The organism is Pseudomonas sp. B329, from assembly GCF_023127835.1.
Classification (GTDB): Bacteria; Pseudomonadota; Gammaproteobacteria; order Pseudomonadales; family Pseudomonadaceae; genus Aquipseudomonas; species Aquipseudomonas synxantha_A.
This window is the reverse complement of sequence record NZ_SPKP01000005.1, coordinates 209,740-235,479: the sequence shown is the minus strand read 5'-3', so window position 1 is coordinate 235,479 and position 25,740 is coordinate 209,740. Positions and strand designations below refer to the sequence as shown.

23 protein-coding genes and 1 pseudogene are annotated in these 25,740 nt (G+C 59.5%); 15 read left to right on the top strand and 9 right to left on the bottom strand.

The features are described from left to right. Positions 1 to 144: 144 nt before the first annotated feature. The 5 genes from E4P00_RS03685 to E4P00_RS03665 form a co-directional block, all read right to left on the bottom strand. Positions 145 to 459, bottom strand: coding sequence for a DUF2388 domain-containing protein (locus tag E4P00_RS03685; RefSeq protein WP_003176799.1), 315 nt, complete (start codon positions 457 to 459; stop codon positions 145 to 147). A gap of 68 nt (positions 460 to 527) precedes the next feature. After that, complete coding sequence (locus E4P00_RS03680) at positions 528 to 974, bottom strand: NfeD family protein (RefSeq protein WP_248130654.1); 447 nt, start codon at positions 972 to 974, stop codon at positions 528 to 530. 10 nt (positions 975 to 984) lie between these two features. Further along, a complete protein-coding gene (locus E4P00_RS03675) occupies positions 985 to 1,905 on the bottom strand; it encodes an SPFH domain-containing protein (protein WP_003195285.1) in 921 nt (306 codons plus the stop codon). Positions 1,906 to 1,981: 76 nt separating this feature from the next. Next, positions 1,982 to 3,676 carry a GspE/PulE family protein gene (locus tag E4P00_RS03670; protein ID WP_216090454.1) on the bottom strand — a complete coding sequence of 565 codons (1,695 nt, stop codon included), beginning with the start codon at positions 3,674 to 3,676 and terminating at the stop codon, positions 1,982 to 1,984. 82 nt (positions 3,677 to 3,758) lie between these two features. After that, positions 3,759 to 4,097 (bottom strand): hypothetical protein, encoded by a 339-nt coding sequence (locus E4P00_RS03665; protein WP_032878844.1) that lies wholly within the window; start codon positions 4,095 to 4,097, stop codon positions 3,759 to 3,761. 127 nt (positions 4,098 to 4,224) lie between these two features. Between E4P00_RS03665 and E4P00_RS03660 the strand changes: the two genes are divergently transcribed. Beyond that, the gene (locus tag E4P00_RS03660; RefSeq protein WP_005792372.1) at positions 4,225 to 4,695 is read left to right on the top strand and encodes an Lrp/AsnC family transcriptional regulator; all 471 of its coding nucleotides are present in this window, start codon (positions 4,225 to 4,227) and stop codon (positions 4,693 to 4,695) included. Positions 4,696 to 4,765: 70 nt separating this feature from the next. Here E4P00_RS03660 and E4P00_RS03655 read toward each other — a convergent pair whose 3' ends face one another. Then, entirely contained in the window at positions 4,766 to 6,133 is a 1,368-nt protein-coding gene (locus tag E4P00_RS03655) for a CYTH domain-containing protein (protein ID WP_005792371.1), read from the bottom strand. A gap of 158 nt (positions 6,134 to 6,291) precedes the next feature. On the opposite strand from E4P00_RS03655, the gene argE reads away from it, so the two are divergent. Both argE and argA read left to right on the top strand, forming a co-directional pair. Further along, on the top strand, positions 6,292 to 7,440 hold the full coding sequence (gene argE, locus E4P00_RS03650; protein WP_005792369.1) for an acetylornithine deacetylase: 1,149 nt from the start codon (positions 6,292 to 6,294) through the stop codon (positions 7,438 to 7,440). 133 nt (positions 7,441 to 7,573) lie between these two features. Beyond that, positions 7,574 to 8,872 (top strand): amino-acid N-acetyltransferase, encoded by a 1,299-nt coding sequence (gene argA, locus E4P00_RS03645; RefSeq protein WP_005792368.1) that lies wholly within the window; start codon positions 7,574 to 7,576, stop codon positions 8,870 to 8,872. Between the two features lie 113 nt (positions 8,873 to 8,985). Here argA and tauA read toward each other — a convergent pair whose 3' ends face one another. Next, positions 8,986 to 9,972 (bottom strand): taurine ABC transporter substrate-binding protein, encoded by a 987-nt coding sequence (gene tauA / locus E4P00_RS03640; protein ID WP_248130653.1) that lies wholly within the window; start codon positions 9,970 to 9,972, stop codon positions 8,986 to 8,988. 370 nt (positions 9,973 to 10,342) lie between these two features. On the opposite strand from tauA, the gene E4P00_RS03635 reads away from it, so the two are divergent. The 8 genes and pseudogenes from E4P00_RS03635 to E4P00_RS03600 all read left to right on the top strand — a co-directional run bounded on the left by E4P00_RS03635 (position 10,343) and on the right by E4P00_RS03600 (position 17,577). Continuing rightward, positions 10,343 to 11,683, top strand: a complete 1,341-nt coding sequence (locus tag E4P00_RS03635) for an OprD family porin (protein ID WP_032878849.1) — start codon at positions 10,343 to 10,345, stop codon at positions 11,681 to 11,683. Between the two features lie 273 nt (positions 11,684 to 11,956). Next, complete coding sequence (locus E4P00_RS03630) at positions 11,957 to 12,595, top strand: peroxiredoxin (protein ID WP_003195267.1); 639 nt, start codon at positions 11,957 to 11,959, stop codon at positions 12,593 to 12,595. 317 nt (positions 12,596 to 12,912) lie between these two features. Then, positions 12,913 to 13,506, top strand: a complete 594-nt coding sequence (gene ssuE, locus E4P00_RS03625) for an NADPH-dependent FMN reductase (RefSeq protein WP_078822590.1) — start codon at positions 12,913 to 12,915, stop codon at positions 13,504 to 13,506. A gap of 96 nt (positions 13,507 to 13,602) precedes the next feature. After that, a pseudogene (locus E4P00_RS03620) lies at positions 13,603 to 14,547 on the top strand (sulfonate ABC transporter substrate-binding protein); the annotation flags it as partial. A 48-nt stretch (positions 14,548 to 14,595) separates the two neighbouring features. Next, the gene (gene ssuD / locus E4P00_RS03615; protein ID WP_005792361.1) at positions 14,596 to 15,744 is read left to right on the top strand and encodes an FMNH2-dependent alkanesulfonate monooxygenase; all 1,149 of its coding nucleotides are present in this window, start codon (positions 14,596 to 14,598) and stop codon (positions 15,742 to 15,744) included. A 9-nt stretch (positions 15,745 to 15,753) separates the two neighbouring features. Then, positions 15,754 to 16,539 carry an aliphatic sulfonate ABC transporter permease SsuC gene (gene ssuC / locus E4P00_RS03610; protein ID WP_032878854.1) on the top strand — a complete coding sequence of 262 codons (786 nt, stop codon included), beginning with the start codon at positions 15,754 to 15,756 and terminating at the stop codon, positions 16,537 to 16,539. After that, positions 16,536 to 17,342: an aliphatic sulfonates ABC transporter ATP-binding protein gene (gene ssuB, locus E4P00_RS03605; RefSeq protein ID WP_248130652.1), complete on the top strand. Its 807-nt coding sequence runs from the start codon at positions 16,536 to 16,538 to the stop codon at positions 17,340 to 17,342. The genes ssuC and ssuB overlap by 4 nt, the downstream gene beginning before the upstream one ends. A 19-nt stretch (positions 17,343 to 17,361) precedes the next feature. Next, positions 17,362 to 17,577, top strand: a complete 216-nt coding sequence (locus E4P00_RS03600; RefSeq protein ID WP_003176783.1) for a TOBE domain-containing protein — start codon at positions 17,362 to 17,364, stop codon at positions 17,575 to 17,577. A 60-nt stretch (positions 17,578 to 17,637) separates the two neighbouring features. On the opposite strand, the gene E4P00_RS03595 is transcribed toward E4P00_RS03600, so the two are convergent. Both E4P00_RS03595 and E4P00_RS03590 read right to left on the bottom strand, forming a co-directional pair. Next, positions 17,638 to 18,267, bottom strand: a complete 630-nt coding sequence (locus E4P00_RS03595; protein WP_248130651.1) for a TetR/AcrR family transcriptional regulator — start codon at positions 18,265 to 18,267, stop codon at positions 17,638 to 17,640. 223 nt (positions 18,268 to 18,490) lie between these two features. After that, the gene (locus E4P00_RS03590) at positions 18,491 to 19,867 is read right to left on the bottom strand and encodes a glutamine synthetase family protein (RefSeq protein ID WP_003213894.1); all 1,377 of its coding nucleotides are present in this window, start codon (positions 19,865 to 19,867) and stop codon (positions 18,491 to 18,493) included. A 597-nt stretch (positions 19,868 to 20,464) separates the two neighbouring features. Here E4P00_RS03590 and E4P00_RS03585 point away from each other — a divergent pair. The 4 genes from E4P00_RS03585 to E4P00_RS03570 all read left to right on the top strand — a co-directional run bounded on the left by E4P00_RS03585 (position 20,465) and on the right by E4P00_RS03570 (position 25,734). Then, positions 20,465 to 21,823 (top strand): glutamine synthetase family protein, encoded by a 1,359-nt coding sequence (locus tag E4P00_RS03585; protein ID WP_003195249.1) that lies wholly within the window; start codon positions 20,465 to 20,467, stop codon positions 21,821 to 21,823. A 58-nt stretch (positions 21,824 to 21,881) separates the two neighbouring features. Next, positions 21,882 to 23,246 carry an aspartate aminotransferase family protein gene (locus E4P00_RS03580; RefSeq protein WP_032878858.1) on the top strand — a complete coding sequence of 455 codons (1,365 nt, stop codon included), beginning with the start codon at positions 21,882 to 21,884 and terminating at the stop codon, positions 23,244 to 23,246. Between the two features lie 149 nt (positions 23,247 to 23,395). After that, positions 23,396 to 24,490: a polyamine ABC transporter substrate-binding protein gene (locus E4P00_RS03575; RefSeq protein WP_032803992.1), complete on the top strand. Its 1,095-nt coding sequence runs from the start codon at positions 23,396 to 23,398 to the stop codon at positions 24,488 to 24,490. 149 nt (positions 24,491 to 24,639) lie between these two features. Further along, positions 24,640 to 25,734 carry a polyamine ABC transporter substrate-binding protein gene (locus E4P00_RS03570; RefSeq protein WP_005792355.1) on the top strand — a complete coding sequence of 365 codons (1,095 nt, stop codon included), beginning with the start codon at positions 24,640 to 24,642 and terminating at the stop codon, positions 25,732 to 25,734. Positions 25,735 to 25,740: the final 6 nt, after the last annotated feature.

Here is a 25,740-nt window from a genome sequence, read left to right as displayed (position 1 = left end):
AAGATAGGCGATGAATGTTAAACGTGTCAGTAACGCATGGTTGCACGGCAAGACTGAATATAGCCTGTCGCTTATGAACGATTCGTCATAGGGCAGGCAAAAAAATGCCGCTTGAAAAAGCGGCATTTTTTATCGGTGCGGCTGTTACTCGGTTACAGCATTCTTCGCCAGGATGGCGTTAGCCAGTTCCATGTCCGTGGCCTGAAGGCCAGGGTTGTCGGCGCGGACCTTCTGCATGGCCGCTTCCAGGTACGGGCCGCGGATGCCGCCGTCGCTGGCGACGAAGCTGCCCGCGTCGTCCTGGGCGGCGACTACCAGCTTGTGGTCCTTGAATGTCAGGTAAGTCGAGCCAGTGGTGGCGCCCGACGAGATGACATTACGCCAAAAGCTATCGGCCATGGCTGAGCCGACAGGTAGGGAGAGCACAGCGAGGGTTGCGACAGCATATTTAAGACGCATGATGGGTGACTCCGGTGGGTTATCTGTACGTTTTGATTGTAGTTAAGTCGATCCAGTTCCATCACTGACTAAACAGTTTTAACCTCTAAAATCACCCCATCCTGGCCAACCACGCGTACTTGAGCGCCTGCTGGGGCATCGGCACCGGTGACCATCCACACGCCATCGCCGACTTTAATCTTGCCCCGGCCATCCACAATCGCCTGATGCACCATGAAGGTGCGCCCGATCAATTCGGAGCCGCGCTCGTTCAACCCCGGTTGATCGCTGACCTTGGCGCTGCTGCGTTGGCGCTTCCACCAATACACGGCCGTCAGGATCGACAGCATGGCGAACAGCAGCAGTTGCCACTCCAGCCCGAGTGGCGGGACCAGGAACTTGATCACCCCCACTGCGGCCGCGGCGATACCCATCCACAGCAGGTAACCGCCGGCGCCGAACACCTCAAGAATCAACAGCACGGTGCCCAGCGCCAACCAGTCCCAGAACGACAAATGCAGCAAAAAGTCCCACATGGTGTTGGCCTCAGCCTTTCTGGTTGCCAAAAGTTGCCTTGACGATTTCGCCGATACCGCCCACGGCGCCAATCACCTGGCTGGCTTCCAGCGGCATCAGGATGACCTTGCTGTTGTTGGCCGACGCCAGCTTGCCCAAGGCATCGATGTATTTTTGCGCGACGAAGTAGTTGACCGCCTGCACATTGCCCGACGCGATGGCTTCGGACACCACTTGTGTCGCTCGAGCTTCGGCTTCGGCCTGACGCTCACGTGCTTCGGACTCCAGGAACGCGGCCTGGCGGCTACCTTCGGCTTCAAGGATCTGCGCCTGCTTCTTGCCTTCGGCCGTCAGGATCGCCGACGCACGCAGGCCCTCGGCTTCGAGGATCTGTGCACGCTTGATTCGCTCGGCTTTCATCTGGCCGGACATGGCGGCCATCAGGTCGGCGGGTGGGCTGATATCTTTGATCTCGATACGGGTGATCTTGATGCCCCACGGCGCAGTGGCTTCGTCCACGGTGCGCAGCAGCTTCTCGTTGATGCCATCACGCTGGCTGAGCATGGCATCAAGCTCCATGGAGCCCAGGACGGTACGGATATTGGTTTGCAGCAGATTGCGGATTGCGTGTTCGAGGTTGTTGACCTCGTAGGCCGCCTGGGCGGTGTTGACCACCTGGAAGAAGCACACGGCATCGATCTGCACGGTGGCGTTGTCGGCAGTGATGACTTCCTGGGGCGGAATGTCCAGCACGCTTTCCATCACGTTGATCTTGCGACCGATGCGGTCCATGACCGGGATGATGATGTTCAGGCCGGGCTTGAGGGTGTTGGTGTAGCGGCCGAAACGTTCGACCGTCCATTGGTAGCCCTGGGGCACCACTTTGAAACCCATGAACAGGATGGCGATGGCCAAGCCCACAAAAAGAAGCAGTACGGTTCCGATCTGCATAGCGATTCCTTATCTGAAGATGTCAGTGAACGACGTTGGGCCGATTGTAGCGGTCTGGTCACCGATAAGGACGGTTTCACGGCCCAACAAATAAAGGATTTGTTTCTGAATCCCCAGGCGTGACCCGTAATATTTCCGTCATCGTGGTCACGCCGGCGTTCACTTTATCGATGCCGGCCATGCGCAAGCTGTTCATGCCCTGCGCGAGCGCCTCACGGCGTAGCGCCTGTATGTCCGTACCGGGAGTCACCAGCGCCTTGAGCGCTGGGTCCAACGGCATGATTTCATACAGCCCGGCTCGGCCTCGATAACCGCTGTCACGGCATTCCACACAACCGACGGCCTCGTAGCAGCCTATGTTCTCCACACCCGTCACACGCTTGCAGTGGGTGCACAAAACCCTCACCAGACGCTGCGCCATGACGCCTATGAGTGTGGCCTTGATCAAATAGTGAGCAATGCCAAGCTCCTGCAGTCGGCTGATGGCGCTGGGCGCATCGTTGGTATGCAGGGTCGAGAACACCAGGTGCCCGGTCAGTGCGGCCTGTATGGCCATCTCGGCGGTTTCCCGGTCACGGATTTCACCGATCATGATGATGTCCGGGTCCTGGCGCAGCAGGGCGCGGACGCCGCTGGCAAAGGTGAGGTCGATATTGTGTTGGACCTGCATTTGATTGAACGCCGGCTCGACCATTTCAATCGGGTCTTCTACCGTGCACAGGTTGACCTCTCGGGTCGCCAGTTGCTTGAGGGTGGTGTAGAGGGTGCTGGTCTTGCCCGAGCCGGTCGGGCCTGTGACCAGGATGATGCCATTGGCTTGCCGAGTCATGGCGTGCCAGCGCTGCTGATCGGCGCTCGACAAGCCCAGCTGGTCGAAGTCCTTGAGCAGCACCTGAGGGTCAAAAATCCGCATCACCAGCTTTTCGCCAAACGCGGTCGGCAGGGTCGAAAGGCGCAATTCCACTTCCGCGCCTGCCGGGTTCCTGGTCTTGACGCGACCATCCTGGGGTTTGCGTTTCTCGGCCACATTCATTCGCCCAAGACTTTTCAAGCGGCTGACCACTGCGGTGGTGACCTGAGGCGGAAATTGATAGACGTCATGCAACAGCCCGTCGATGCGAAAACGCACCCGGCCCTGATCGCGACAGGGTTCGATATGAATATCGCTGGCCCGTTGGGCAAAGGCGTATTGCAACAGCCAGTCGACGATATTGACGATATGCGCGTCATTGGCATCGGGCTCCTTGTCGCTGGCGCCGAGGCTGAGCAGTTCGACGTTGCCGGGTATCGCCATTTTCTGATCGGCGCCGCTGACTGACTTGGCCAAGCGGTAAAACTCGTGGAGGCAGCGCTGGATATCGCGGGGGTTGGCCACCACGCGTTTGATGGTGCGTTTGAGCACTTGAGCGAGCCCGGCTTCCCAGGCGCTGATGTACGGCTGGGCGCTGGCGATCGTGACGCTTTGGGCATCCACGGCGACCGCAAGAATGCCGTGGCGCTGGGCGAAGGCATGGGACATCAACGGCACCACGCTCGCCACGTCGATCTTCAACGGGTCGATGCGCAGGTAAGGCTGACCTGCATGTTGTGCCAGCCATTGGGTCAGGGTCTCAAGACAAGGGCCTTGGGCTGCGATGCATTCCAGGGGATGTTGAGTGCAAGATGCTGCCTGAATGCTATGGGCCGCCTGTGCGGTAATCAGCCCTTGCTCGATCAATGCCGGCAATAATTGTTGCAGTTCCAAGGGGTGGTCGAGGGAGGCAGCGGTCATGCAGGTTTCCTGGGCGGTTTGGGGTGTAATCCCAGACTAGTCAGCCGCTGGAAATCCTCGTTCCCAGGTGTATTGCAGGTTTTTACCGCGCCGTCGCCGCCAGTGCCTGAGGCCGCTCGGCATCAGCCGGCCACAACTCCAGGTCGCAGACACTGATCAGGTTTCGAATCTTTTCACCGATGACTTGGGCACGGTGCCAGCTAAGGCCGTCGATCACGATATCGATATTCAGCAGGTCGGCGTCCCGGCTCATATTGACGTGGGCTGGCGTCAGGAACTGCAGCGCAAAGTAGTTCAGCACCCGGCACAGCACGTCGGGCTCAGCCTCGGCGACGATCCGATAGTGCGCCTGACAGTGGGCGCTGTTGACGGCCCACGCATCGACGCGGGTGACAGGGTGGGCGGTTTCGACGGCGTGCATACTGACTCTCCAAAATCGACTGGAGGAATTTTCACATTCGCCTAGGGAGATTTCTTATCTAAGATGAGCCCTATTGGCGCATTATCGAATCAATCAATTCAAAAAATACACTTTCATAGGTATTTCTATGCACAGCGAGTTGGACGTCTACGATCGCCGCATTCTGGCCCTGCTGCAAGAGGACGCCTCGCTCTCCAGCGCACAGATCGCCGAGCAGGTCGGCCTGTCGCAGTCTCCGTGCTGGCGACGCATTCAGCGGCTCAAGGAAGAGGGCGTGATCCGGGGCCAGGTCACCCTCTTGGACCGCAAGAAAATCGGGCTCAACACGCAGATTTTCGCCGAGATCAAACTCAACGCTCACGGCCGCTCCAACTTCACTGAGTTCACCGAAGCGATTCGCGGATTTGCGGAGGTGTTGGAGTGTTATGTGCTGATGGGGTCGGTGGATTTTCTGCTGCGCATCGTCACTTCGGACATCGAGGCGTATGAGCGGTTTTTCTTCGAGAAGTTATCGATGGTGCCGGGGATCCAGGAGGTCAACTCCATCGTGGCGTTGTCGGAGATCAAGTCCACTACCAGCCTGCCAGTATTGCGCTGACAGGGCGGGCCTCATCGGGAGCAAGCCCCCTCCCACACAATGTGGGAGGGGGCTTGCTCCCGATGCGATTTTACAGGCGCAGGAGGGTCTTCCAGGCCCGGTTCTGATACACCGCAATCGCCTGGTGCATACGCGCATCCAGCGATTCATCGGTGATCGGCTGGTTAGCCAACTGCGCCAGCTTGTTCAGCTCGCCGTACAAACGGTCCAGTTCAGCAATGTCTACCACATGGCGCGCATGGTGCAGCCAGGCCTGGATGCGTTCGATGCGCGGCAGTTGCTCGGCGAGGTCTTCGGGCTGTTGCTGGTAGCGCGGCAGTTGCAGGGCGACGGCGTCGTCGGCCAGCAGGCGTGGCAGCCAGTTGGTGATTTGCGCAGCACCCTGGCGGTTGCCGCGCACGTTGCGCTCGGCGGTCCAGGTACGGGCCAGCAGCCAGCGCGAGGTATTCAGTGAGAACAGGCCCCAGCGTACATCTTGCAATTCTTCGATGAACTGCTCCGGTGCGGCTTTGCGAATGTCTTCATCGTCGTCACCGGCCTGGACCAGCGGGCGCCAGTCTTCCAGCAGTGCATCCAGGGCGCTGCGCAGTTCGCTGGTGGATTGGCGCGGCGCGGCCTGGCCGAGGCTGCCGATCAGCGCGCGCAACTCACCCAGGTTCTCGACCCAGTCCTGCAGCAAGCGCCAGTGGCCGTTGAAACGGTATTGCTCGGCCAGGCGCTGGCTGCTGCCCAACAGGTGCCACATGATTGCGGCGAAAGCATCATCCAAAGGCATTTCGGCGTGGATCTGCGGTGCCGGCAGGCTCAATGAGTAGCTGCTCGCGTCATACAGGCGGTAGCCGCGCTCGGCTTTGCTGATGTCACAGGGCATCAGCGCCAGGGTCGCAGCCAGTTCGGCGGCCAGCTCCAGCAGGGCGGCGGGTTCGCCTTCGCGCAATTCCAGTTCCAGCTCGCAGATTTCTTCCTTCTGCTTGCCAACCACCACATGGCCCAGGTCCAGGGCGGCTTCGATCACCACCTTGGCCTTGCCACGGCCCCAGGCGATTTCGGCGCGTTCACGCACGAAGTCGGTGGTGAAGATCGGCTTGAGGGTCTTTTTGTCCAACTCGGCCAGTTGCTCGGGCCAGCACTCGCCGTCGAGTTTCTTCACATCGAGCTTGGCTTTGGGCAGGTCCCAGTTGTACTCGTTGCGCTCCGACAAGCCGGCAACGCTTTGGCCACGGGTCTTGAGGGTCTGAATGATGTCGTCACCGTCCTTGCGCAGGCGCAGGGCGACCTTGGCCTGCGCCAGGTCGCGCTCGGGGGTGTCGAAGTACTGATTCATCAACTCACGGCGTTCCCAGCCACTTTTGTTGCGTTTTTTCAGTAGCGGGTGCTCACGTAGCGCGGCGAGTGTTTCGCGGCTGACGCGGAGCTTGATTTCGGTTTCTTTCTGCATGGCCGGAAAATCCAGGATCGGGAGCGCAGCCGGGGAAAAGTGTGGCTGCCAAGGTCGTGCAGTGTACAGGACTGAGCCCGGCAACGTGCCGCGACGGTTTATTGTGTTGGGCAGATGCCTCTATAGTGAGGTTCATCCGGGAAGTTGGGAGACCGCGCATGCCGTTACCGTCCATGAAAGAGCAGTTCGCCGCCTTGATCGCCGCGCCGTCGGTGAGTTGCACCCAAGCGTCTCTCGACCAGACCAACCGCCCGGTGATCGATCTGCTCGCCGCGTGGCTGGGCGACCTGGGTTTCGCTATCGACATCCAGCAAGTCAGCCCTGGCAAGTTCAACCTGCTCGCCAGTTTCGGCAGCGGCCCCGGTGGCTTGGTGTTGGCGGGCCATAGCGATACGGTTCCTTATGATGCGGCACTGTGGAAGACCGATCCGCTCAAGCTGACGGAAGTCGATGGTCGTTGGGTGGGGCTGGGCAGTTGCGACATGAAAGGATTTTTTGCCCTGGCCATTGAAGCGGTGTTGCCGTTGCTCGACCAGCCGTTCAAGCAGCCGCTGCTGATCCTCGCCACCTGTGACGAGGAAAGCTCCATGTCCGGCGCGCGTGCGCTGGCCGAGGCGGGGAGGCCGCTGGGACGGGCGGCGGTGATCGGTGAGCCAACTGGGCTCAAGCCGATCCGCCTGCACAAAGGCGTGATGATGGAGCGCATCGACATCCTCGGCCGCAGCGGCCACTCGTCGGACCCAAGCCTGGGCCACAGCGCCCTCGAAGCCATGCACGACGCCATCGGCGAACTGCGCGGCCTGCGCCTGGCCTGGCAGCGCGAATACCGCAACGCGCAATTCAGCGTGCCGCAGCCGACCATGAATTTCGGCTGTATCCACGGCGGCGACAACCCTAATCGCATCTGCGGCCAGTGCTCCCTGGAGTTCGACCTGCGACCCTTGCCGGGCATGGACCCTGAAGTGCTGCGTGCGGCGATCCGGCAGAAGCTCGAACCCTTGGCCGAGCGTCATAAGGTCAAGATCGACTACGCGCCGCTATTCCCCGAAGTGCCGCCTTTCGAGCAGCCCGAAGACACCGAGTTGGTGCGGGTGGCGGAACGGTTGACCGGTCATCGTGCCGAAGCAGTAGCGTTCGGCACCGAAGCGCCTTATCTTCAGCGCCTTGGTTGTGAAACCCTGGTGCTTGGCCCCGGCGACATCGCCTGCGCCCACCAGCCGGGCGAGTACCTCGAAATGTCACGCTTGACGCCTACAGTGCGTCTATTGCGGGAATTGATCGAACATTACTGCCTGAAACCTGCATAAATTAACCTTTGCCCATTCGTACATAAGGAGAGCGAGCGTGTCGCCAAGCCTGTTCCGACGATAACCATCAGCCCGCTGTGCGTTTTTGCGACTCATCCTTTTTCGGCTGCTTTTTATTACAGGCCCAGGTGTTATGCCCGAATACGTTAATTGGCTTCGTCACGCTTCGCCCTATATCAATGCCCACCGCGACTGCACCTTTGTGGTCATGCTGCCTGGCGACGGTGTGGAACATCCCAACTTCGGCAATATCGTCCACGACCTGGTGCTGCTCCACAGCCTGGGCGTGCGGCTGGTGCTGGTGCACGGTTCGCGTCCGCAGATTGAAACCCGCCTTGAAGCACGCGGCCTGACCCCGGCTTACCACGAAGGCTTGCGCATCACCGATGCGGCGACGCTGGAGTGCGTGATCGACGCTGTCGGCCATCTGCGTATCGCCATCGAAGCGCGCCTGTCCATGGACATGGCCTCGTCGCCCATGCAGGGCTCGCGCCTGCGCGTGGCCAGCGGCAACCTGGTGACGGCGCGCCCGATTGGCGTGCTTGAGGGCGTTGACTATCACCACACCGGCGAAGTACGCCGGGTCGACCGCAAAGGCATCAACCGCCTGCTGGACGAGCGCTCTATCGTGCTGTTGTCGCCGTTGGGCTACTCGCCTACCGGTGAAATCTTCAACCTGGCCTGCGAAGATGTCGCCACCCGTGCCGCCATCGACCTGGGTGCCGACAAATTGCTGCTGTTCGGCGCCGATCCCGGCCTGATCGATGAGAACGGCCGTCTGGTACGTGAATTGCGCCCGCAGCAAGTGCCTGCGCACCTGCAACGCCTGGGCAGCAACTATCAAGCCGAGCTGCTCGACGCCGCTGCCGAAGCCTGTCGGGGTGGAGTAGGGCGCAGCCATATCGTCAGCTACGCCGAAGACGGTGCCTTGCTCACCGAGCTGTTTACCCGTGACGGCGGCGGTACGCTGGTGGCCCAGGAGCAATTCGAACTGGTGCGCGAAGCGGCGATCGAAGACGTCGGCGGTTTGCTGGACCTGATCAGTCCGCTGGAAGAGCAGGGCATTCTGGTGCGTCGTTCGCGGGAAGTGCTGGAGCGGGAAATCGAACAGTTCAGCGTGGTCGAGCGCGAAGGCATGATCATCGCGTGCGCAGCGCTGTATCAGATTGCGGATTCGGATGCGGGCGAGCTGGCGTGCCTGGCGGTGAACCCGGAGTACCGCCATGGCGCACGCGGCGATGTGTTGCTCGAACGCATCCAGACCCGTGCACGTGCGCAGGGGTTGAAGACCTTGTTCGTGCTCACCACGCGCACGGCCCACTGGTTCCGTGAGCGCGGTTTTGTGCCGAGCAGCGTGGACCGCCTGCCGTCGGCGCGTGCGTCGCTGTACAACTATCAGCGCAACTCCAAGATCTTTGAAAAGGCCCTGTAAAAGAGTACGGCTCTGTGTGGGAGCTGGCTTGCCTGCGATAGCAGCGCCTCGGTTTATCTGAACGACCGAGTTGCTGGCATCGCAGGCAAGCCAGCTCCCACCGAAGACTGTATTTATTGTGTGATGAATTTGTCGGTCACATAGGCCGAATAGTCCGGCAACACCGTCTCCACCTTGCCTTGCTCTTTCAAGAACTTCGCCGTCTCCCCAATCGCCTTCGCCGTGCCGCCCTTGAGCAGCGCTTCGGTCTGTTGTGCCTGCGCATCGGGAAACGTCGTGCCCGCCAGCAACTCTGGAATATCGTCGGCATTGGAGCCTGTCAATTTGGCGATCTTCTGCACCGGTTCCGAATCCACCGTCCAACTGTCTTTATTCGCGGCATAGTCGGCGAATGAATCGAGGGTGACCTTGGCAAACCTGGCCACTACCTCAGGATGTTTTTCGGCGAAATCCTTGCGTGCTACCCACACTTCAAACGTCGGTGCGCCCCATTGGCCCACCTGCGCCGCATCGGTCAGGGTTTTGCCGGTCTTGCGGATTTCGCCAAGGGCCGGTGACCACACGAATGCGCCGTCGATATCGCCGCGCTTCCAGGCGGCGGCGATTTCGGCCGGTTGCAGGTTCACCACTTTGACTTGCTTAGTGTCCAGCCCCCAATGCTTCAGGGCGCCGAGCAGGCTGTAATGGGAGGTTGAGACGAAGGGTGTGGCGATGGTTTTGCCGATCAGGTCTTCGGGTTTGTCGATGCCACTGCCATTACGCACTACCAGGGCTTCAGAAGCGTTGATCTGTGCCGATACGATAAACGCGACGATGGGTAGATTGCGCGAAGCGGCTGCGGCGAGGGGGCTGGAACCGAGGTTGCCGATTTGTACATCACCCGAGGCAATGGCCGTGACCACCTCCGGGCCACTGTTGAACCGGCGCCAGGCGATTTTCTCACCAATGGTTTTTTCGTAGAGGCCGTCAGCCTGGGGGACTTTGCTGGGATCGATGCCGGTCTGGTAGCCGACCGTCAAATCGGCCGCGCTGACACCAAAAGAAAGTAATACCGATACAAAAACTGTAACAAATTGACGGGAGGATGTGCGTTTGGCCATGATGGCGTCGCCTTTTTGATCGTGAGTGACGTATGCAACCATACGGTCACACTAATCGATCTAAAAAAGCACTGGTAAATACCCTTTAGGAATTAGCTTATGGAGCGGTTCGTGTCACTCGACCCACCCGCTTCACGCATCCGCTTATTCCCGAATCGTATGAAAAAGAATGAAACAATTCTTTTTGGGTGTATGAAAAACTCATTACCCTGCAGGGACCAAATCAACTGCGATTAGACGAAGGTAGTAGACACACAAGGTTACGATTGACTTGCTAGTCACTATCTGGCGCTAATCGCGCATCTGTGGATCCAGGGCGTCAGACCCGGGGCCAAAGAAATACAAAAATTAGAAACGAGAGGAGCGGTACATGAAGAAGTCCACCTTGGCTGTGGCTGTAGCTTTGGGCGCAATCGCCCAGCAAGCAGGCGCCGCCGGTTTCATCGAAGACAGCAAGGCCACACTGGGCCTGCGTAACTTCTACATCAACACCGATAACCGCGAAGGTGCTGGTGCGAACAAGAACGAAGAGTGGGGCCAAGGCTTCGATCTGCGTTTCATCTCCGGTTACACCCAAGGCACCGTCGGCTTCGGTCTTGACGCTATCGGCCTGCTGGGTGTTCGCCTGGATTCCGGCGGCGGCACCAACGGCGCGACCGCCAGCTCGTATGGCGGCACCATCTTCCCGAGCAAGTCCAATGGCGAAGCCGTTGATAACTACTCCAGCCTGGGCCTGACCGCCAAAGCGAAGATCTCCCAGACCGAACTGAAGCTGGGTACCTTGCAGCCCAAGCTGCCGGTCATCGTGACCAACGATGGTCGTATGCTGCCGCAGACCTTCCAGGGTGGCCAGATCACCTCCAGCGACATCAAGGACCTGACCCTGGTTGCCGGCCAGATCGAAAAAGCCAAGGGCCGTAACTCCAGCAACAACGAAAGCCTGTCCATCTCCGGCGCCAACAGCCGTGGCGTGAACTGGCGTTCGAGCAACAAGTTCTACTACGCCGGTGGTGACTACAAGATCACCAAGGACCTGACCGCCCAGTACTACTACGGCAACCTGGAAGATTTCTACAAGCAACACTTCCTGGGCCTGACCCACAACTGGGCTATCGGCCCTGGCGTGCTGAAGTCTGATCTGCGTTACTTCAACAGCTCCGACGACGGTAACAACGGCAACCAGTCTGCCTACTTCTCCACAGGCAACTACGGTGGCGTCAACTCCGGTCGTGGCAAAGTCGACAACAACCTGTACAGCGGCCTGTTCCTGTACTCGGTTGCCGGCCACACCTTCGGTGGCGGTTACCAGGTCAGCAACGGCAGCAGCGACTTCCCTTGGTTGAACCAGGGTGACGGCTCGTCGGCTTACATCACCACCGACATGCAGATCCAGAAGTTCGCCCGTGCCGGCGAGCGCACCTGGCAAGCTCGCTACTCCTACGACTTCGCCAAGGTGGGCGTACCTGGCCTGACCGCTGGTGTGGTTTACCTGAAGGGTGATCATATCGACACCGTTGCCAGCAACCGTGCCGAGTTCACTGGCCAGTCCGAGTGGGAACGTGACATCACTGTTGCCTACGTCGTACCGGAAGGTCCGCTGAAAAACGTCGGCGTGGCGTGGAAAAACGCTATGTGGCGCAGCGACATCGCCAACGCACGTAACCAGGACGAAAACCGCCTGATCGTCAGCTACTCGATCCCGCTGTTGTAAGACTGTAAAGCCTTGCCCGGCGCAATGCCGGGCAAGGTGTACTGCTTTCAAGTCGGGCTCAACCCCCGCAAGCCCTTCCTGAAACCCTCTTTACTACAGCGACTCAAGGCCTTCTCGAACCTTGAAAACAATGTTGATCTTCGCCTGCGCCCAAGTCCAATGAACACATTTTTAATATTCCTTTATCGTCTAGATAAATCGATATTTATTCTTTTTAAATAACTCCAAATCCATGCACAGTGGGCTCCATAAGCACTCATCAGGAGCCACACCATGAGCCTAAGACTGGGCGACATCGCCCCCGACTTCGAACAGGATTCCAGCGCCGGCAAGATTCGCTTCCACGAATGGCTGGGCGACAGCTGGGGTGTGTTGTTTTCCCACCCGGCAGACTTCACCCCGGTGTGCACCACCGAGCTGGGCTTCACCGCCAAGCTCAAGGACGAATTCGCAAAACGTGGCGTCAAGGCCATCGCCCTGTCTGTAGACCCGGTGGACTCGCATCACAAGTGGATTGAAGACATCAATGAGACCCAGAACACCGTGGTCAACTTCCCGATCCTGGCCGACGCCGACCGCAAGGTCTCGGACCTCTACGACCTGATCCATCCCAACGCCAGTGACACCCTCACCGTGCGCTCCTTGTTCGTGATCGACCCGAACAAGAAGATCCGCCTGACTATCACCTACCCGGCCAGTACCGGGCGCAACTTCCATGAAATCCTGCGGGTGATCGACTCGCTGCAACTGACCGACAACCACAAGGTCGCCACGCCCGCCAACTGGCAGGATGGGGATGAGGTGGTGATCGTGCCGTCGCTCAAGGACGAGGAAGAGATCAAGAAGCGCTTTCCAAAGGGCTACCGCGCGGTGAAGCCGTACCTGCGCCTCACCCCACAACCCAACCGCTGACACAGATCCCATGTGGGAGGGGGCTTGCTCCCGATGGCGGTCTGTCAGTTACCAAATACTTACCTGACCCACCGCTATCGGGAGCAAGCCCCCTCCCACATGTTAAGTGCATTTTCAAAGTAAGCATGCAGGGGTTTTCAGGCCGTTTTCACGGCCTTTTTTTTCGCCTGGCGATTGATAAACGGCTTATGTATTTATGGAATAAACAAATGAATAAATAAGATTTATAGATATATAAATCTGCTGATAAGGTCTATCCCATCTTGGCGCCATTGCCGTACAGCGAACCGCCGACACTTGCTCAAGGAATCTCCTGCATGCTGGTCGTAACACTTGGAGGCAGTCCCAGCCAGCGTTCGCGCTCCGGGGTGTTGCTGGATAAAACCCGTCAATGGCTGCAACAGCAGGGCGTAGAGGTGGTGAGTTACCAGATACGCGACTTCCCGGCTGAAGACTTGCTGCACGCACGGTTCGACAGCCCCAAGGTCATCGACCTGTTGCAACAGGTGGCCAATGCCGACGGCCTGGTGATCGCCACACCGGTGTACAAGGCGTCGTTTTCCGGCGCGCTGAAAACCGTGTTGGACCTTCTGCCCGAACGCGCCCTGGCCCATAAGGTGGTATTACCGATTGCAACCGGCGGCAGCATCGCCCACATGCTGGCGGTGGACTATGCCTTGAAACCGGTGTTGTCGGCCCTGAAAGCCCAGGAATTGCTCCACGGCATTTTCGCCGAAGACAGCCAGATCGCCTATGGCGAAGGCAGCGTCCAGGCGCAACTGGTGCCGGTACTTGAACGACGCTTGCACGAAGCCCTGGAGCAGCTCTACAGCGCCATGGCCCGACGCCCCAAGCCGCTGGACCCCGATGTGTTGAATGAACGCTTGTTGAGTGCTCGCTGGAGCATCTGACCCTTACCCGAAAATCGAGAAACACTCACCTTACTCAGCCGCCAACGGCCAAGCAGGTGCAGCCAAAACCCTAATCGCAACTGTGGAGAGAGCGCCATGCGCACTGTCATCTTGCGTCGTGGTCTGGTCGCACTGTTTGCTGCGGCTGTGTCCTTCGGCGCCATTGTTCAAGCCCAAGCCGCCGAGACCCTGCGGATCGGTTATCAGAAGTACGGCACCCTGGTGCTGCTCAAGGCCAAGGGCACGCTGGAAAAACGCCTGGCCGCCCAAGGCGTGCAGGTGCAGTGGACCGAGTTCCCCGGCGGCCCGCAGTTGCTTGAGGGCCTGAACGTCGGCTCCATCGACTTCGGCGTCACCGGTGAAACGCCACCGGTGTTTGCCCAGGCGGCCGGCGCCGACTTGCTTTACGTCGCCTACGAACCGCCCGCACCTACCAGTGAAGCGATCCTGGTGCCCAAAGACTCACCGATCAAATCGGTCGCCGAGCTCAAAGGCAAAAAGGTTGTGCTCAACAAAGGCTCCAACGTGCATTACCTGCTGGTGCGAGCCCTGGAAGATGCCGGCCTCAACTACACCGACGTGAAAACCGTATTCCTGCCACCTGCCGATGCCCGTGCCGCCTTCGAGCGCGGCAGTGTGGATGCCTGGGTGATCTGGGACCCGTACCAGGCCGCCGCCGAGAAACAACTGCAAGCCCGTACCCTGCGTGACGGCACCGGCATTGCCGACAACCATCAGTTCTACCTGGCCACCAAACCCTACGCCGAGCAACACCCTGAAGTGATCAGGGCGCTGGTGGAAGAAGTGCGCGCGGTGGGCGTGTGGTCCAAGGCCAACCCGCAGGAAGTCACCGAACAAGTCGCACCGCTGCTGGGCCTGCCCGCCGACATCACCCTGACCTCGGTGAAACGCCAGGGCTACGGTGCGCTGTTCCTGACCCCGGAAGTGGTCGCGGCCCAGCAGAAAATCGCCGACAGCTTCTACCAGCTCAAACTGATCCCCAAGCCCTTGAGCATCAAGGACGTGATCTGGACGCCCCCGCCGCGGTTGCCAAAGCGCCGTAATCCGATTCCTTCAGGAGACAACTCCATGAGCCTCAATATTTTCTGGTTCCTGCCTACCCACGGCGACGGCCATTACCTTGGCACCGCCGAAGGCGCCCGCGCCGTCGATCACGGTTATTTGCAACAAGTGGCCCAGGCCGCTGACCGCCTGGGTTTCGGCGGGGTGTTGATCCCTACCGGTCGCTCCTGCGAAGACTCGTGGCTGGTGGCTGCCTCGCTGATTCCAGTGACCCAGCGTTTGAAATTCCTGGTTGCTCTGCGCCCCGGGATCATTTCCCCGACGGTCGCCGCACGCCAGGCCGCCACCCTGGACCGGTTGTCCGGTGGTCGTGCGTTATTCAACCTGGTGACTGGCGGTGACCCGGAAGAGTTGGCTGGCGATGGCTTGTTCCTCAGCCACGAAGAACGCTATCAGGCATCGGTGGAGTTCACGCGCATCTGGCGCCGCGTGCTCGAAGGCGAAACCGTGGACTACGACGGCGAGCACATCAGCGTCAAAGGCGCCAAGCTGCTCTACCCACCGGTCCAGCAACCGCGCCCGCCGCTGTACTTCGGCGGTTCCTCCGAAGCGGCCCAGGACCTGGCGGCCGAGCAGGTGGAAATGGTCCTGACCTGGGGCGAGCCGCCGGCTGCTGTCGCGGAAAAAATCGCCCAGGTTCGCGCCAAGGCCGAGAAACTCGGGCGTACCCTGCGCTTCGGCATTCGCCTGCATGTGATTGTGCGCGAGACCAACGAAGAGGCCTGGAAAGCCGCCGACAAACTCATCTCCCATCTGGACGACGACACCATTGCCCGCGCCCAGGCGTCGCTGGCGCGTTTTGACTCGGTTGGCCAGCAACGCATGGCCGCTTTGCATGGCGGCAGCCGTGACAACCTGGAGGTCAGCCCCAACCTGTGGGCCGGCGTCGGCCTGGTACGTGGCGGAGCAGGCACGGCGCTGGTCGGCGATGGCCCGACGGTTGCGGCGCGGGTCAAGGAATACGCGGACCTGGGTATCGACACCTTTATCTTCTCCGGTTATCCACACCTGGAAGAGTCGTATCGAGTCGCCGAACTGTTGTTTCCGCATCTGGATATCGAACGTCCCGAGTTGCCGAAAAGCGCCGGTTACGTCAGCCCGTTTGGCGAGATGGTCGCCAACGACATCCTTCCCAAAGCTGCGTCACAGAGTTGAGGCGCCGTTATGGACTTTGAAAAATTCAGCCATCGCGTGGCGCCCTGGGTGCTGCCGATCTTGTTGCTGGCGGTGTGGCAGTTGTCGGTGTCGGCGGGGTGGTTGTCGACGCGCATTTTGCCGGCGCCCAGTGCGGTGATCGAAGCCGGAGTCAACCTGGTGGTCAGCGGCGAAATCTGGACACACCTGGCCATCAGTGGCTGGCGTGCCGGCCTGGGCTTTGTGATCGGCGGCAGCATTGGTTTGGCCCTGGGCTTTATCACCGGGTTGTCGAAGTGGGGCGAGCGCTTGCTGGACAGCTCTGTGCAGATGATTCGTAACGTGCCGCACCTGGCGCTGATTCCACTGGTGATCCTGTGGTTCGGCATTGACGAGACCGCGAAGATTTTCCTGGTGGCACTCGGCACGTTGTTCCCGATCTACCTGAACACCTATCACGGTATCCGCAACGTCGACCCGGCGCTGGTGGAAATGTCGCGCAGCTATGGCCTGTCGGGGTTCAGCCTGTTCTGGCAAGTCATCCTGCCTGGCGCGCTGCCGTCGATCCTGGTGGGCGTGCGCTTTGCCCTGGGCTTTATGTGGCTGACGCTGATCGTGGCGGAAACCATCTCGGCCAGTTCCGGCATCGGTTACCTGGCGATGAATGCCCGTGAGTTCCTGCAAACCGACGTGGTGGTGCTGGCCATCGTGATGTACGCGATCCTCGGCAAACTCGCCGACCTGGCGGCGCGTGGCCTGGAACGGGTATGGCTGCGCTGGCACCCGGCGTATCAAGTCAAAGGAGGTGCGGCATGACAGCTCAACAACCCCCGCGCCTGCTCAAGGGCATTCCCCTGGCGGTGCGCAAGTTGCGCAAATCCTTCGGCACTCGCGAAGTGCTCAAGGACATCGACCTGCATATTCCGGCCGGTCAATTCGTGGCCGTGGTAGGTCGCAGTGGCTGCGGCAAGAGTACCTTGTTGCGCCTGCTGGCGGGGCTGGACAAGGCCAGTGGCGGCGAGCTGCTGGCCGGCTCCGCGCCGCTGCACGAGGCGATTGAAGACACACGATTGATGTTCCAGGAAGCGCGTTTGCTGCCGTGGAAAAAGATCATCGACAACGTCGGCCTCGGCCTTACGGGCAACTGGCGCCCCAGCGCGCTGGAGGCTCTGGAAGCGGTGGGCCTGGCCGAGCGCGCCAATGAATGGCCGGCGGCCTTGTCCGGTGGCCAGAAGCAGCGCGTGGCCCTGGCGCGCGCGTTGATTCACCAGCCGCGCCTGTTGCTGCTCGACGAGCCGCTGGGGGCGCTGGATGCCCTGACTCGCATCGAGATGCAGCAACTGATCGAGAACCTCTGGCGCAAGCACGGTTTCACTGTGTTGCTGGTGACCCACGATGTCAGCGAAGCCGTGGCGATTGCCGACCGGGTGATTCTGATCGAAGACGGCGAAATCGGTCTCGACCTCGCCGTCGACCTGCCACGCCCACGGGCCCGTGGTTCACACCGCCTGGCCGCGTTGGAGGCCGAGGTGCTCAACCGCGTGCTGTCGCTGCCCGGTTCACCGCCGGAACCCGAACCTGTTTCACCGCTGCCGACGCAATTGCGTTGGGCTCAATAACCCACACAGGAAAAACATCATGACTATTAAAGCCATCAACGTGCGTAACCAGTTCAAAGGCACCATCAAGGAAATCGTGGTCGGTGACGTGCTGTCGGAAATCGACGTACAGACTGCGTCCGGCATCGTTACTTCGGTGATCACTACGCGTTCGGTCAAAGAGCTGGAGCTGGTGATTGGCAGTGAAGTGATTGCCTTTGTGAAATCCACTGAGGTGTCGATTGCCAAGTTGTGATTGCTTGAGACCGCTATCGGGGGCTTGCCCCCGATAGGGCCGGCCCAGCCAACACAAGGCTCACCGCTTGGGCAGATACGCCGGCAAATAAAGCCCCACATAGGCATCAAACACGCGCATCCCTTCTTGCGCCATACGCGGCGTGATCAGCCCATGCTGATGCACTGAGCGCGCATACACGCGGTCGCTCAACTCCAGCGCCAGGGCAAATACATCCACATCCTTGGGCAAGCTCGGCACTTCGAAGTGGCGGTTGAACACCTCCAGCATCAAGTCCCCCAACTCCAGGTCATGCTGACGATCGGCCTGGGTGACTTCGGTCAGCCCGTGTTGGGCCAGGATCAACTGGCGTGCAGCGGCGTCCTGGTCATAAACGGTGAGCATGCGTTGTTCAACGATGCAGGACAGGTCGCGCCAATGCTTGAGCGATTCATGCTCGATGGGCGCCTGGATGGCGGCGCGAAAGGCTGCGTGAACGTCAGCCGTCAATGCTTCCAGCAATGCCGGCACACTGGCGAAGAAGTGATACACCGACGACGGTGGAATCTGCGCCCGGTCGGCCACGCTGTAGATCGACAAACTCGCCACGCCTTCGGCGGCCAGCAAGGTGCGGGCGGCTTCAAGGATCGCGTCGATCCGGGCCTGGCTGCGGGCGCGGGGTTTGCGAGGGGCGGCGGGGCGGGTGGGCATGGATGTCTCCTACAAGGCAGCGGGCATTGTATGAGCAGGGAGGTGTGTTGTCTTCCAGACCGCCATCGGGAGCAAGCCCCCTCCCACATTTAGATCTGTGAATACATTCAAAATGTGGGAGGGGGGCTTGCTCCCGATGAGACCAATTCGGTCTCCCGGAATAAGCCCATAAAAAAACGCCACAGACCCTAAGCCTGTGGCGCTTCTTCAATGCCGCAACCGCTTACACGGTATGCAGGTACCAGTTGTACTCAAGGTCGGAGATGGAGTGTTCAAACTCTTCCAGCTCACTTTCCTTACAGGCAACAAAGATATCGATGTATTTAGGATCGATGTACTTGGCCATCACCTCGCTGTCGTCCAACTCGCGCAGGGCATCGCGCAGGTTGTTCGGCAGGCTTTGCTCGTTCTGCTCGTAGCTGTTGCCTTCCACCGGAGCGCCCGGTTCGATCTTGTTGGTCAGACCGTGGTGTACACCCGCCAGGACCGAAGCCATCAGCAGATAAGGATTGGCATCGGCACCGGCCACGCGGTGTTCGATACGCACGGCATCGGAAGAGCCGGTGGGTACGCGAATCGCTACGGTGCGGTTGTCCAGGCCCCAGCACGGCGAGTTCGGCACATAGAACTGTGCGCCGAAACGACGGTAGGAGTTGACGTTGGGGCACAGGAACGCCATTTGGGCGGGTAGGGTCTCCAGCACACCGCCGATCGCGTGACGCAATGCGGCGTTCTGCTCGGGATCCTCGCTGGCAAAGATGTTCTTGCCGTCCTTGTCCAGAATGGAGATGTGTACGTGCAACCCGTTGCCTGCCTGCCCTGGGTAAGGCTTGGCCATGAAGGTGGTGTCCATCTCATGGTCGTAGGCGATGTTCTTGATCAGGCGCTTGAGCAGTACTGCGTAGTCGCAGGCCTTGATCGGGTCGGCCACATGGTGCAGGTTCACTTCGAACTGCGCCGGGGCACTTTCCTTGACGATGGCATCGGCCGGAATGCCTTGCTCCTTGGCACCTTCCAGAATGTCCTGGAGGCAGTCGACGTATTCGTCGAGGTCGTCGATCAGGTAGACCTGTGTCGAGTGCGGGCGTTTGCCGGAGATCGGCGAGCGGGGCGGTTGTGGGCGGCCGTTCACGTTCTCCTGGTCGATCAGGTAGAACTCAAGCTCGAAGGCGGCGCAGATGGTCAGACCGAGGTCGTCAAACTTGCTTACAACTTGGCGGAGCACTTCGCGCGGGTCGGCGAAGAAAGGTTCACCTTCAAGTTCGTGCATGGTCATCAGCAATTGCGCGGTAGGGCGCTTTTGCCAGGGTTCATTGCACAGGGTGTCGGGGATTGGATAACAGATTCGGTCAGCATCGCCGATGTCCAGGCCCAGGCCGGTGCTTTCCACCGTCGAGCCATTGATATCCAGGGCAAATAAAGAGGCAGGCAGGTTAATGCCCTTCTCGTAAACCTTGTGGAGGCTGGTGCGTTCGATGCGCTTGCCGCGCACCACACCATTCATATCCGCAATTAGAAGGTCTACGTACAGAACCTCAGGATGATCCTTAAGGAACGCGTTCGCTTCGTTAAGCTGAACGGCACGCGGGGGTACCGACATGATGCAACACCTTTGTTGTTAAAAATATCAATCATTGATCTTTTCTGGTTTCAGTCAACCCGAACGGCTTGCCGAAGTCAAGCGAGGCATTTTTTGCCCTAAAAAAGCGCCATGAAGCCTTTTTTGGGGCTTTTTGGGGCGGTTTTTTGGGTTTAAAGGTCTTTGGACCTGCAGGCTTGAGCGGGCCGTGTTGTATTTTTTACGGGGGTGTTGTGTAAAAAAATGAACAAGGCTAAGCTCGATTCAAACCCATAACAGCAATAATACCGGGGTGCTTCATGTTTCACCTGCCGCCATTCGGCGTCTCTGCGTGCTTGCGCCACACATTGTGCGCAGTCCGTTCGTCCCGCGTGAATGCTCACGCACCGGCCAATATTCTTGACGGCCCGTCCGACCTCCTCTTTGCCAACGCCTGCGCCACCCACCCGCCCATATTCGCCGTGCCGATCATGATTCTGCACAACTTTGGCGTGAGGAATGCAACCCATGGGCAAATGGCAGGTAAGCTCCTACCCTGAATGAACAAACGACGCGGATGCTGCGTCAACCAACGCCTGGCTTTTAACGGATGCCAGGAAACCCAGCCCAGAGGCATTTATGAGTAACAACCTCGACCAGCTCACCGATTGGTTGAAAGACCACAAGATCACAGAAGTCGAATGCATGATTGGCGACCTCACCGGTATTACCCGGGGCAAGATCTCGCCGACCAACAAGTTCATCGCCGAAAAAGGCATGCGCCTGCCCGAAAGCGTTCTGTTGCAGACCGTGACCGGCGACTATGTCGAAGACGACATCTATTACGAATTGCTCGACCCGGCCGACATCGACATGATCTGCCGCCCCGACCAGAACGCGGTATTCCTGGTGCCCTGGGCCATCGAGCCCACTGCTCAGGTGATCCACGACACCTACGACAAGCAAGGCAACCCGATCGAGCTGTCGCCGCGCAACGTGCTCAAGAAAGTCCTCAAACTCTACTCCGACCGCGGCTGGCAGCCCATCGTGGCGCCGGAGATGGAGTTCTACCTGACCAAGCGTTGCGAAGACCCGGACTTTCCGCTGCAACCGCCGATTGGCCGTTCCGGGCGCCCGGAGACTGGCCGCCAGTCTTTCTCTATAGAAGCGGCCAACGAATTCGACCCGCTGTTCGAAGACGTCTACGACTGGTGCGAACTGCAGGAGCTGGACCTCGACACCCTGATCCACGAAGACGGCACCGCGCAGATGGAAATCAACTTCCGTCACGGCGATGCCCTGTCCCTGGCCGACCAGATCCTGGTGTTCAAGCGCACCATGCGTGAAGCCGCGCTCAAGCACGACGTGGCTGCCACCTTTATGGCCAAGCCGATGACCGGCGAGCCCGGCAGCGCGATGCACCTGCACCAGAGCATCATCGACATCGCCACCGGCAAGAACGTCTTCTCCAATGAAGACGGGACCATGAGCCAGCTGTTTCTCAACCACATTGGTGGCCTGCAGAAGTTCATCCCTGAATTGCTGCCGCTGTTCGCCCCGAACGTGAACTCGTTCCGCCGCTTCCTGCCCGACACCTCGGCGCCGGTGAACGTGGAGTGGGGCGAAGAGAACCGCACCGTCGGCCTGCGCGTTCCAGATGCCGGCCCACAGAACCGCCGCGTGGAGAACCGCCTGCCGGGCGCCGATGCCAACCCCTACCTGGCGATTGCCGCCAGCCTGCTGTGCGGCTACATCGGCATGGTCGAAGGCCACAACCCGAGCGCGCCAGTAGTCGGCCGTGGTTACGAGCGCCGCAATCTGCGTCTGCCGTTGACCATCGAAGATGCCCTTGAGCGTATGGAAAACAGCAAGACCATCGAGAAATATCTGGGGCAAAAGTTCATCACAGGCTACGTCGCGGTCAAGCGGGCCGAGCATGAAAACTTCAAGCGCGTGATCAGTTCGTGGGAGCGGGAATTCCTGCTCTTCGCCGTCTGATGCGCCGGGCGCGTCCTTCAAACGGCGCGCCCTTCACTGAAAAGTCTAGGAGATTGGTATGTCCAGCAACAACCCGCAAACCCGTGAATGGCAAGCCTTGAGCAATGATCACCACCTGGCGCCGTTCAGCGATTTCAAGCAATTGAAAGAGAAAGGCCCAAGGATCATCACCAAAGCCCACGGTGTTTACCTGTGGGACAGCGAAGGCAACAAGATCCTCGACGGCATGGCCGGCCTGTGGTGCGTGGCGATCGGCTATGGTCGCGACGAACTGGCTGACGCCGCCGCCAAACAGATGAAAGAGCTGCCGTACTACAACCTGTTCTTCCAGACCGCACACCCGCCGGTGCTTGAACTGGCCAAAGTCATTTCCGAAGTCGCGCCCGCCGGCATGAACCATGTGTTCTTCACCGGCTCCGGCTCCGAAGGCAACGACACCATGTTGCGCATGGTCCGCCACTACTGGGCGATCAAGGGCCAGCCGAACAAGAAAACCATCATTGCCCGCAAGAACGGCTACCACGGTTCCACCGTGGCCGGCGCCAGCCTGGGTGGCATGACTTATATGCATGAGCAGGGCGACCTGCCTATCCCGGGCATCACCCACATCGCTCAACCCTACTGGTTTGGCGAAGGCGGCGACATGAGCCCTGAAGAATTCGGGATCTGGGCCGCCAACCAGCTGGAAGAGAAGATTCTGGAGTTGGGCGTGGACAACGTCGGCGCCTTTATCGCCGAGCCGATCCAGGGAGCTGGTGGTGTGATCGTGCCACCCGCCACCTACTGGCCGCGCATCAAGGAAATTCTCGCCAAGTACGACATCCTGTTTGTCGCCGACGAAGTGATCTGCGGTTTCGGCCGTACCGGTGAGTGGTTCGGTAGCGATTTCTACGACCTCAAGCCACACATGATGACCATCGCCAAGGGCCTGACCTCAGGCTACGTGCCCATGGGCGGCCTGATCGTGCGCGACGAAGTGGTGGCGGTGCTCAACGAAGGGGGCGATTTCAACCACGGTTTTACCTACTCCGGCCACCCGGTCGCCGCGGCTGTGGCCCTGGAAAACATCCGTATCCTGCGCGATGAAAAAATCGTCAGCCGTGTACACGACGAAACGGCACCGTATTTGCAGAAGCGTCTGAGGGAGCTGGCTGACCACCCGCTGGTGGGCGAAGTGCGCGGCGTGGGTATGCTCGGTGCGATCGAGCTGGTGCAGGACAAGGTCACGCGCAAGCGTCATGAAGGCAAGGGCGCCGGCATGATCTGCCGAACCTTCTGCTTCGAGAATGGCCTGATCATGCGCGCCGTGGGCGACACCATGATCATTTCGCCGCCGCTGGTGATCAGCCAGGCAGAAATCGACGAGCTGGTGACCAAGGCCCGTCATTGCCTGGACCTGACGTTGGCGGCATTGCAGGGCTGAGTAGATAAATGCGGGGGCCGGTTGAAAGCGGGCCCCTGAACTTGCCAGACTGTCGTCCTGTTTTGTTGCCCTTTGGCTGGGCCCGAAACATAAACAATGTGCGGCCCAAAAAAGAAAAATCGGAGCATCACCCAATGAAGGCATTAGGTTTGAAAAACGCTGGCAAGACCCTCCTCGCCTTGTCCCTGATGGGCGCAATGGCGGGCGCGGCCCAGGCAGACAATAAAGTGCTGCACGTGTACAACTGGTCTGACTACATTGCACCGGACACCATCGCCAACTTTGAAAAAGAGTCGGGCATCAAGGTGGTGTACGACGTGTTCGACAGCAACGAGACCCTGGAAGCCAAGTTGCTGGCAGGCAAGTCCGGCTACGACATCGTCGTGCCGTCGAACAACTTCCTGGCCAAGCAGATCAAGGCCGGCGTGTACCAGGAGCTGGACACGTCCAAGCTGCCTAACTACAGCAACCTGAACAAATCCCTGCTCAAGGCCGTGTCGGTCAGCGACCCGGACAACAAGCACGCGTTCCCGTACATGTGGGGTTCGATCGGCATCGGCTACAACCCGGAGAAGGTCAAGGCCGCGCTGGGCGTGGACAAGATCGATTCGTGGGATGTGCTGATGAAGCCGGAAAACATCGCCAAGCTGAAAAGCTGCGGCGTGAGCTTCCTCGACTCGCCAACCGAAATGCTGCCAATCGCGCTGCATTACCTGGGCCTGCCGACCGACAGCCAGAAGAAAGCCGATCTCAAGCAGGCTGAAGACCTGTTCTTGAAGATCCGTCCTTCGATCGGTTACTTCCACTCGTCCAAGTACATTTCCGACCTCGCCAACGGCAACATCTGCGTGGCCGTGGGTTACTCGGGTGACATCCAGCAAGCCAAGTCCCGGGCGGCTGAAGCCGGTGGCAAAGTCAAAGTCGCCTACGACATTCCGAAAGAAGGCGCCGGCAGCTTCTTCGACATGGTCGCTATCCCCAAGGATGCCGAAAACGTCGAGGCCGCCTACACCTTCATGAATTACCTGCTCAAGCCGGAAGTGATGGCGAGCATCACCAACAGCGTGCGCTTCCCGAACGGTAACGAGAAGGCCACCGCACTGGTAGACAAAGACATCACCAGCGACCCGGGCATCTACCCGTCGGCGGACGTGCAGGCCAAGCTCTACGCGATTGCCGACTTGCCGGCCGCGACCCAGCGTGAAATGACCCGTAGCTGGACCAAGATCAAGTCGGGCAAGTAAGCCCTGGCAGCTGTGGGAGGGGGGTAAGCCCCTCTCCCACAAATTAGATCAAAGAAAGTTTTGCCGGATCGGTTTATCGAGGGTAAGTTGCGCGCCGGTTTTGTTGCCGGGCAACAACTTTGGGCCCAACTATTTAAGAGGACCTCCACTTGCCAATTTCTTTATTTCGCAAAGCCTTGCTGGTGGGTGCAGGTATCACGCTGGCTGTCAGCGTGCAGGCCGCATCGACGGTGCATGTTTATAACTGGTCGGACTACATCGGCCCCGACACCCTGGCCAACTTTGAAAAGGCCACCGGCATCAAGCCCGTGTATGACGTGTTTGATTCCAACGAAACCCTGGAAGGCAAGTTGCTCGCCGGGCGTACCGGCTATGACGTGGTCGTGCCGTCCAACCATTTCCTCGGCAAGCAGATCAAGGCCGGGGCGTTCCAGAAGCTCGACAAGTCACTGCTGACAAACTACGCCAACCTCGACCCGGCCCTGCTCAAGCGCTTGGAAAAGAACGACCCGGGCAACCAGTACGCGGTGCCGTACCTGTGGGGCACCAACGGCATTGGCTACAACGTCGATAAGGTCAAGGAAGTGCTGGGCGTCGACCATATCGATTCCTGGGCGGTGTTGTTCGAACCGGAAAACATGAAGAAGCTCGCCACCTGCGGTGTGTCGTTCATGGATTCGGCCGATGAAATGCTGCCGGCAGTGCTCAACTACATGGGCCTGGACCCTAACAGCACCAACCCGGCCGACTACAAGAAGGCCGAAGAGAAGCTGCTCAAAGTGCGGCCCTACGTGACTTACTTCCACTCCTCCAAATACATCTCGGACCTGGCCAACGGCAACATCTGCGTGGCTGCCGGTTTCTCCGGTGATGTGTTCCAGGCCAAGGCCCGCGCGGCCGAGGCGGGCAAGGGCGTGAACATCGCCTACGCAATTCCCAAGGAAGGCGGCAACCTCTGGTTTGACGTACTGGCGATCCCCAAGGATGCGAGCAACGTTAAAGAGGCTCATGCCTTCATCAACTATTTGCTGCAACCTGAGGTGATCGCCCAGGTCAGTGATTACGTCGGTTACGCCAACCCTAACCCCGGGGCGGACAAGCTGATGGAACAATCGATACGCACCGACGCAGCGGTTTACCCACCGCAGGCGGTTCTCGAGCGGACATTCGTCAACTTCGAGCTACCCCCGAAAGTGCAGCGTTTAATGACCCGTAGCTGGACCAAGGTCAAGACGGGCAAGTAAGGCTCA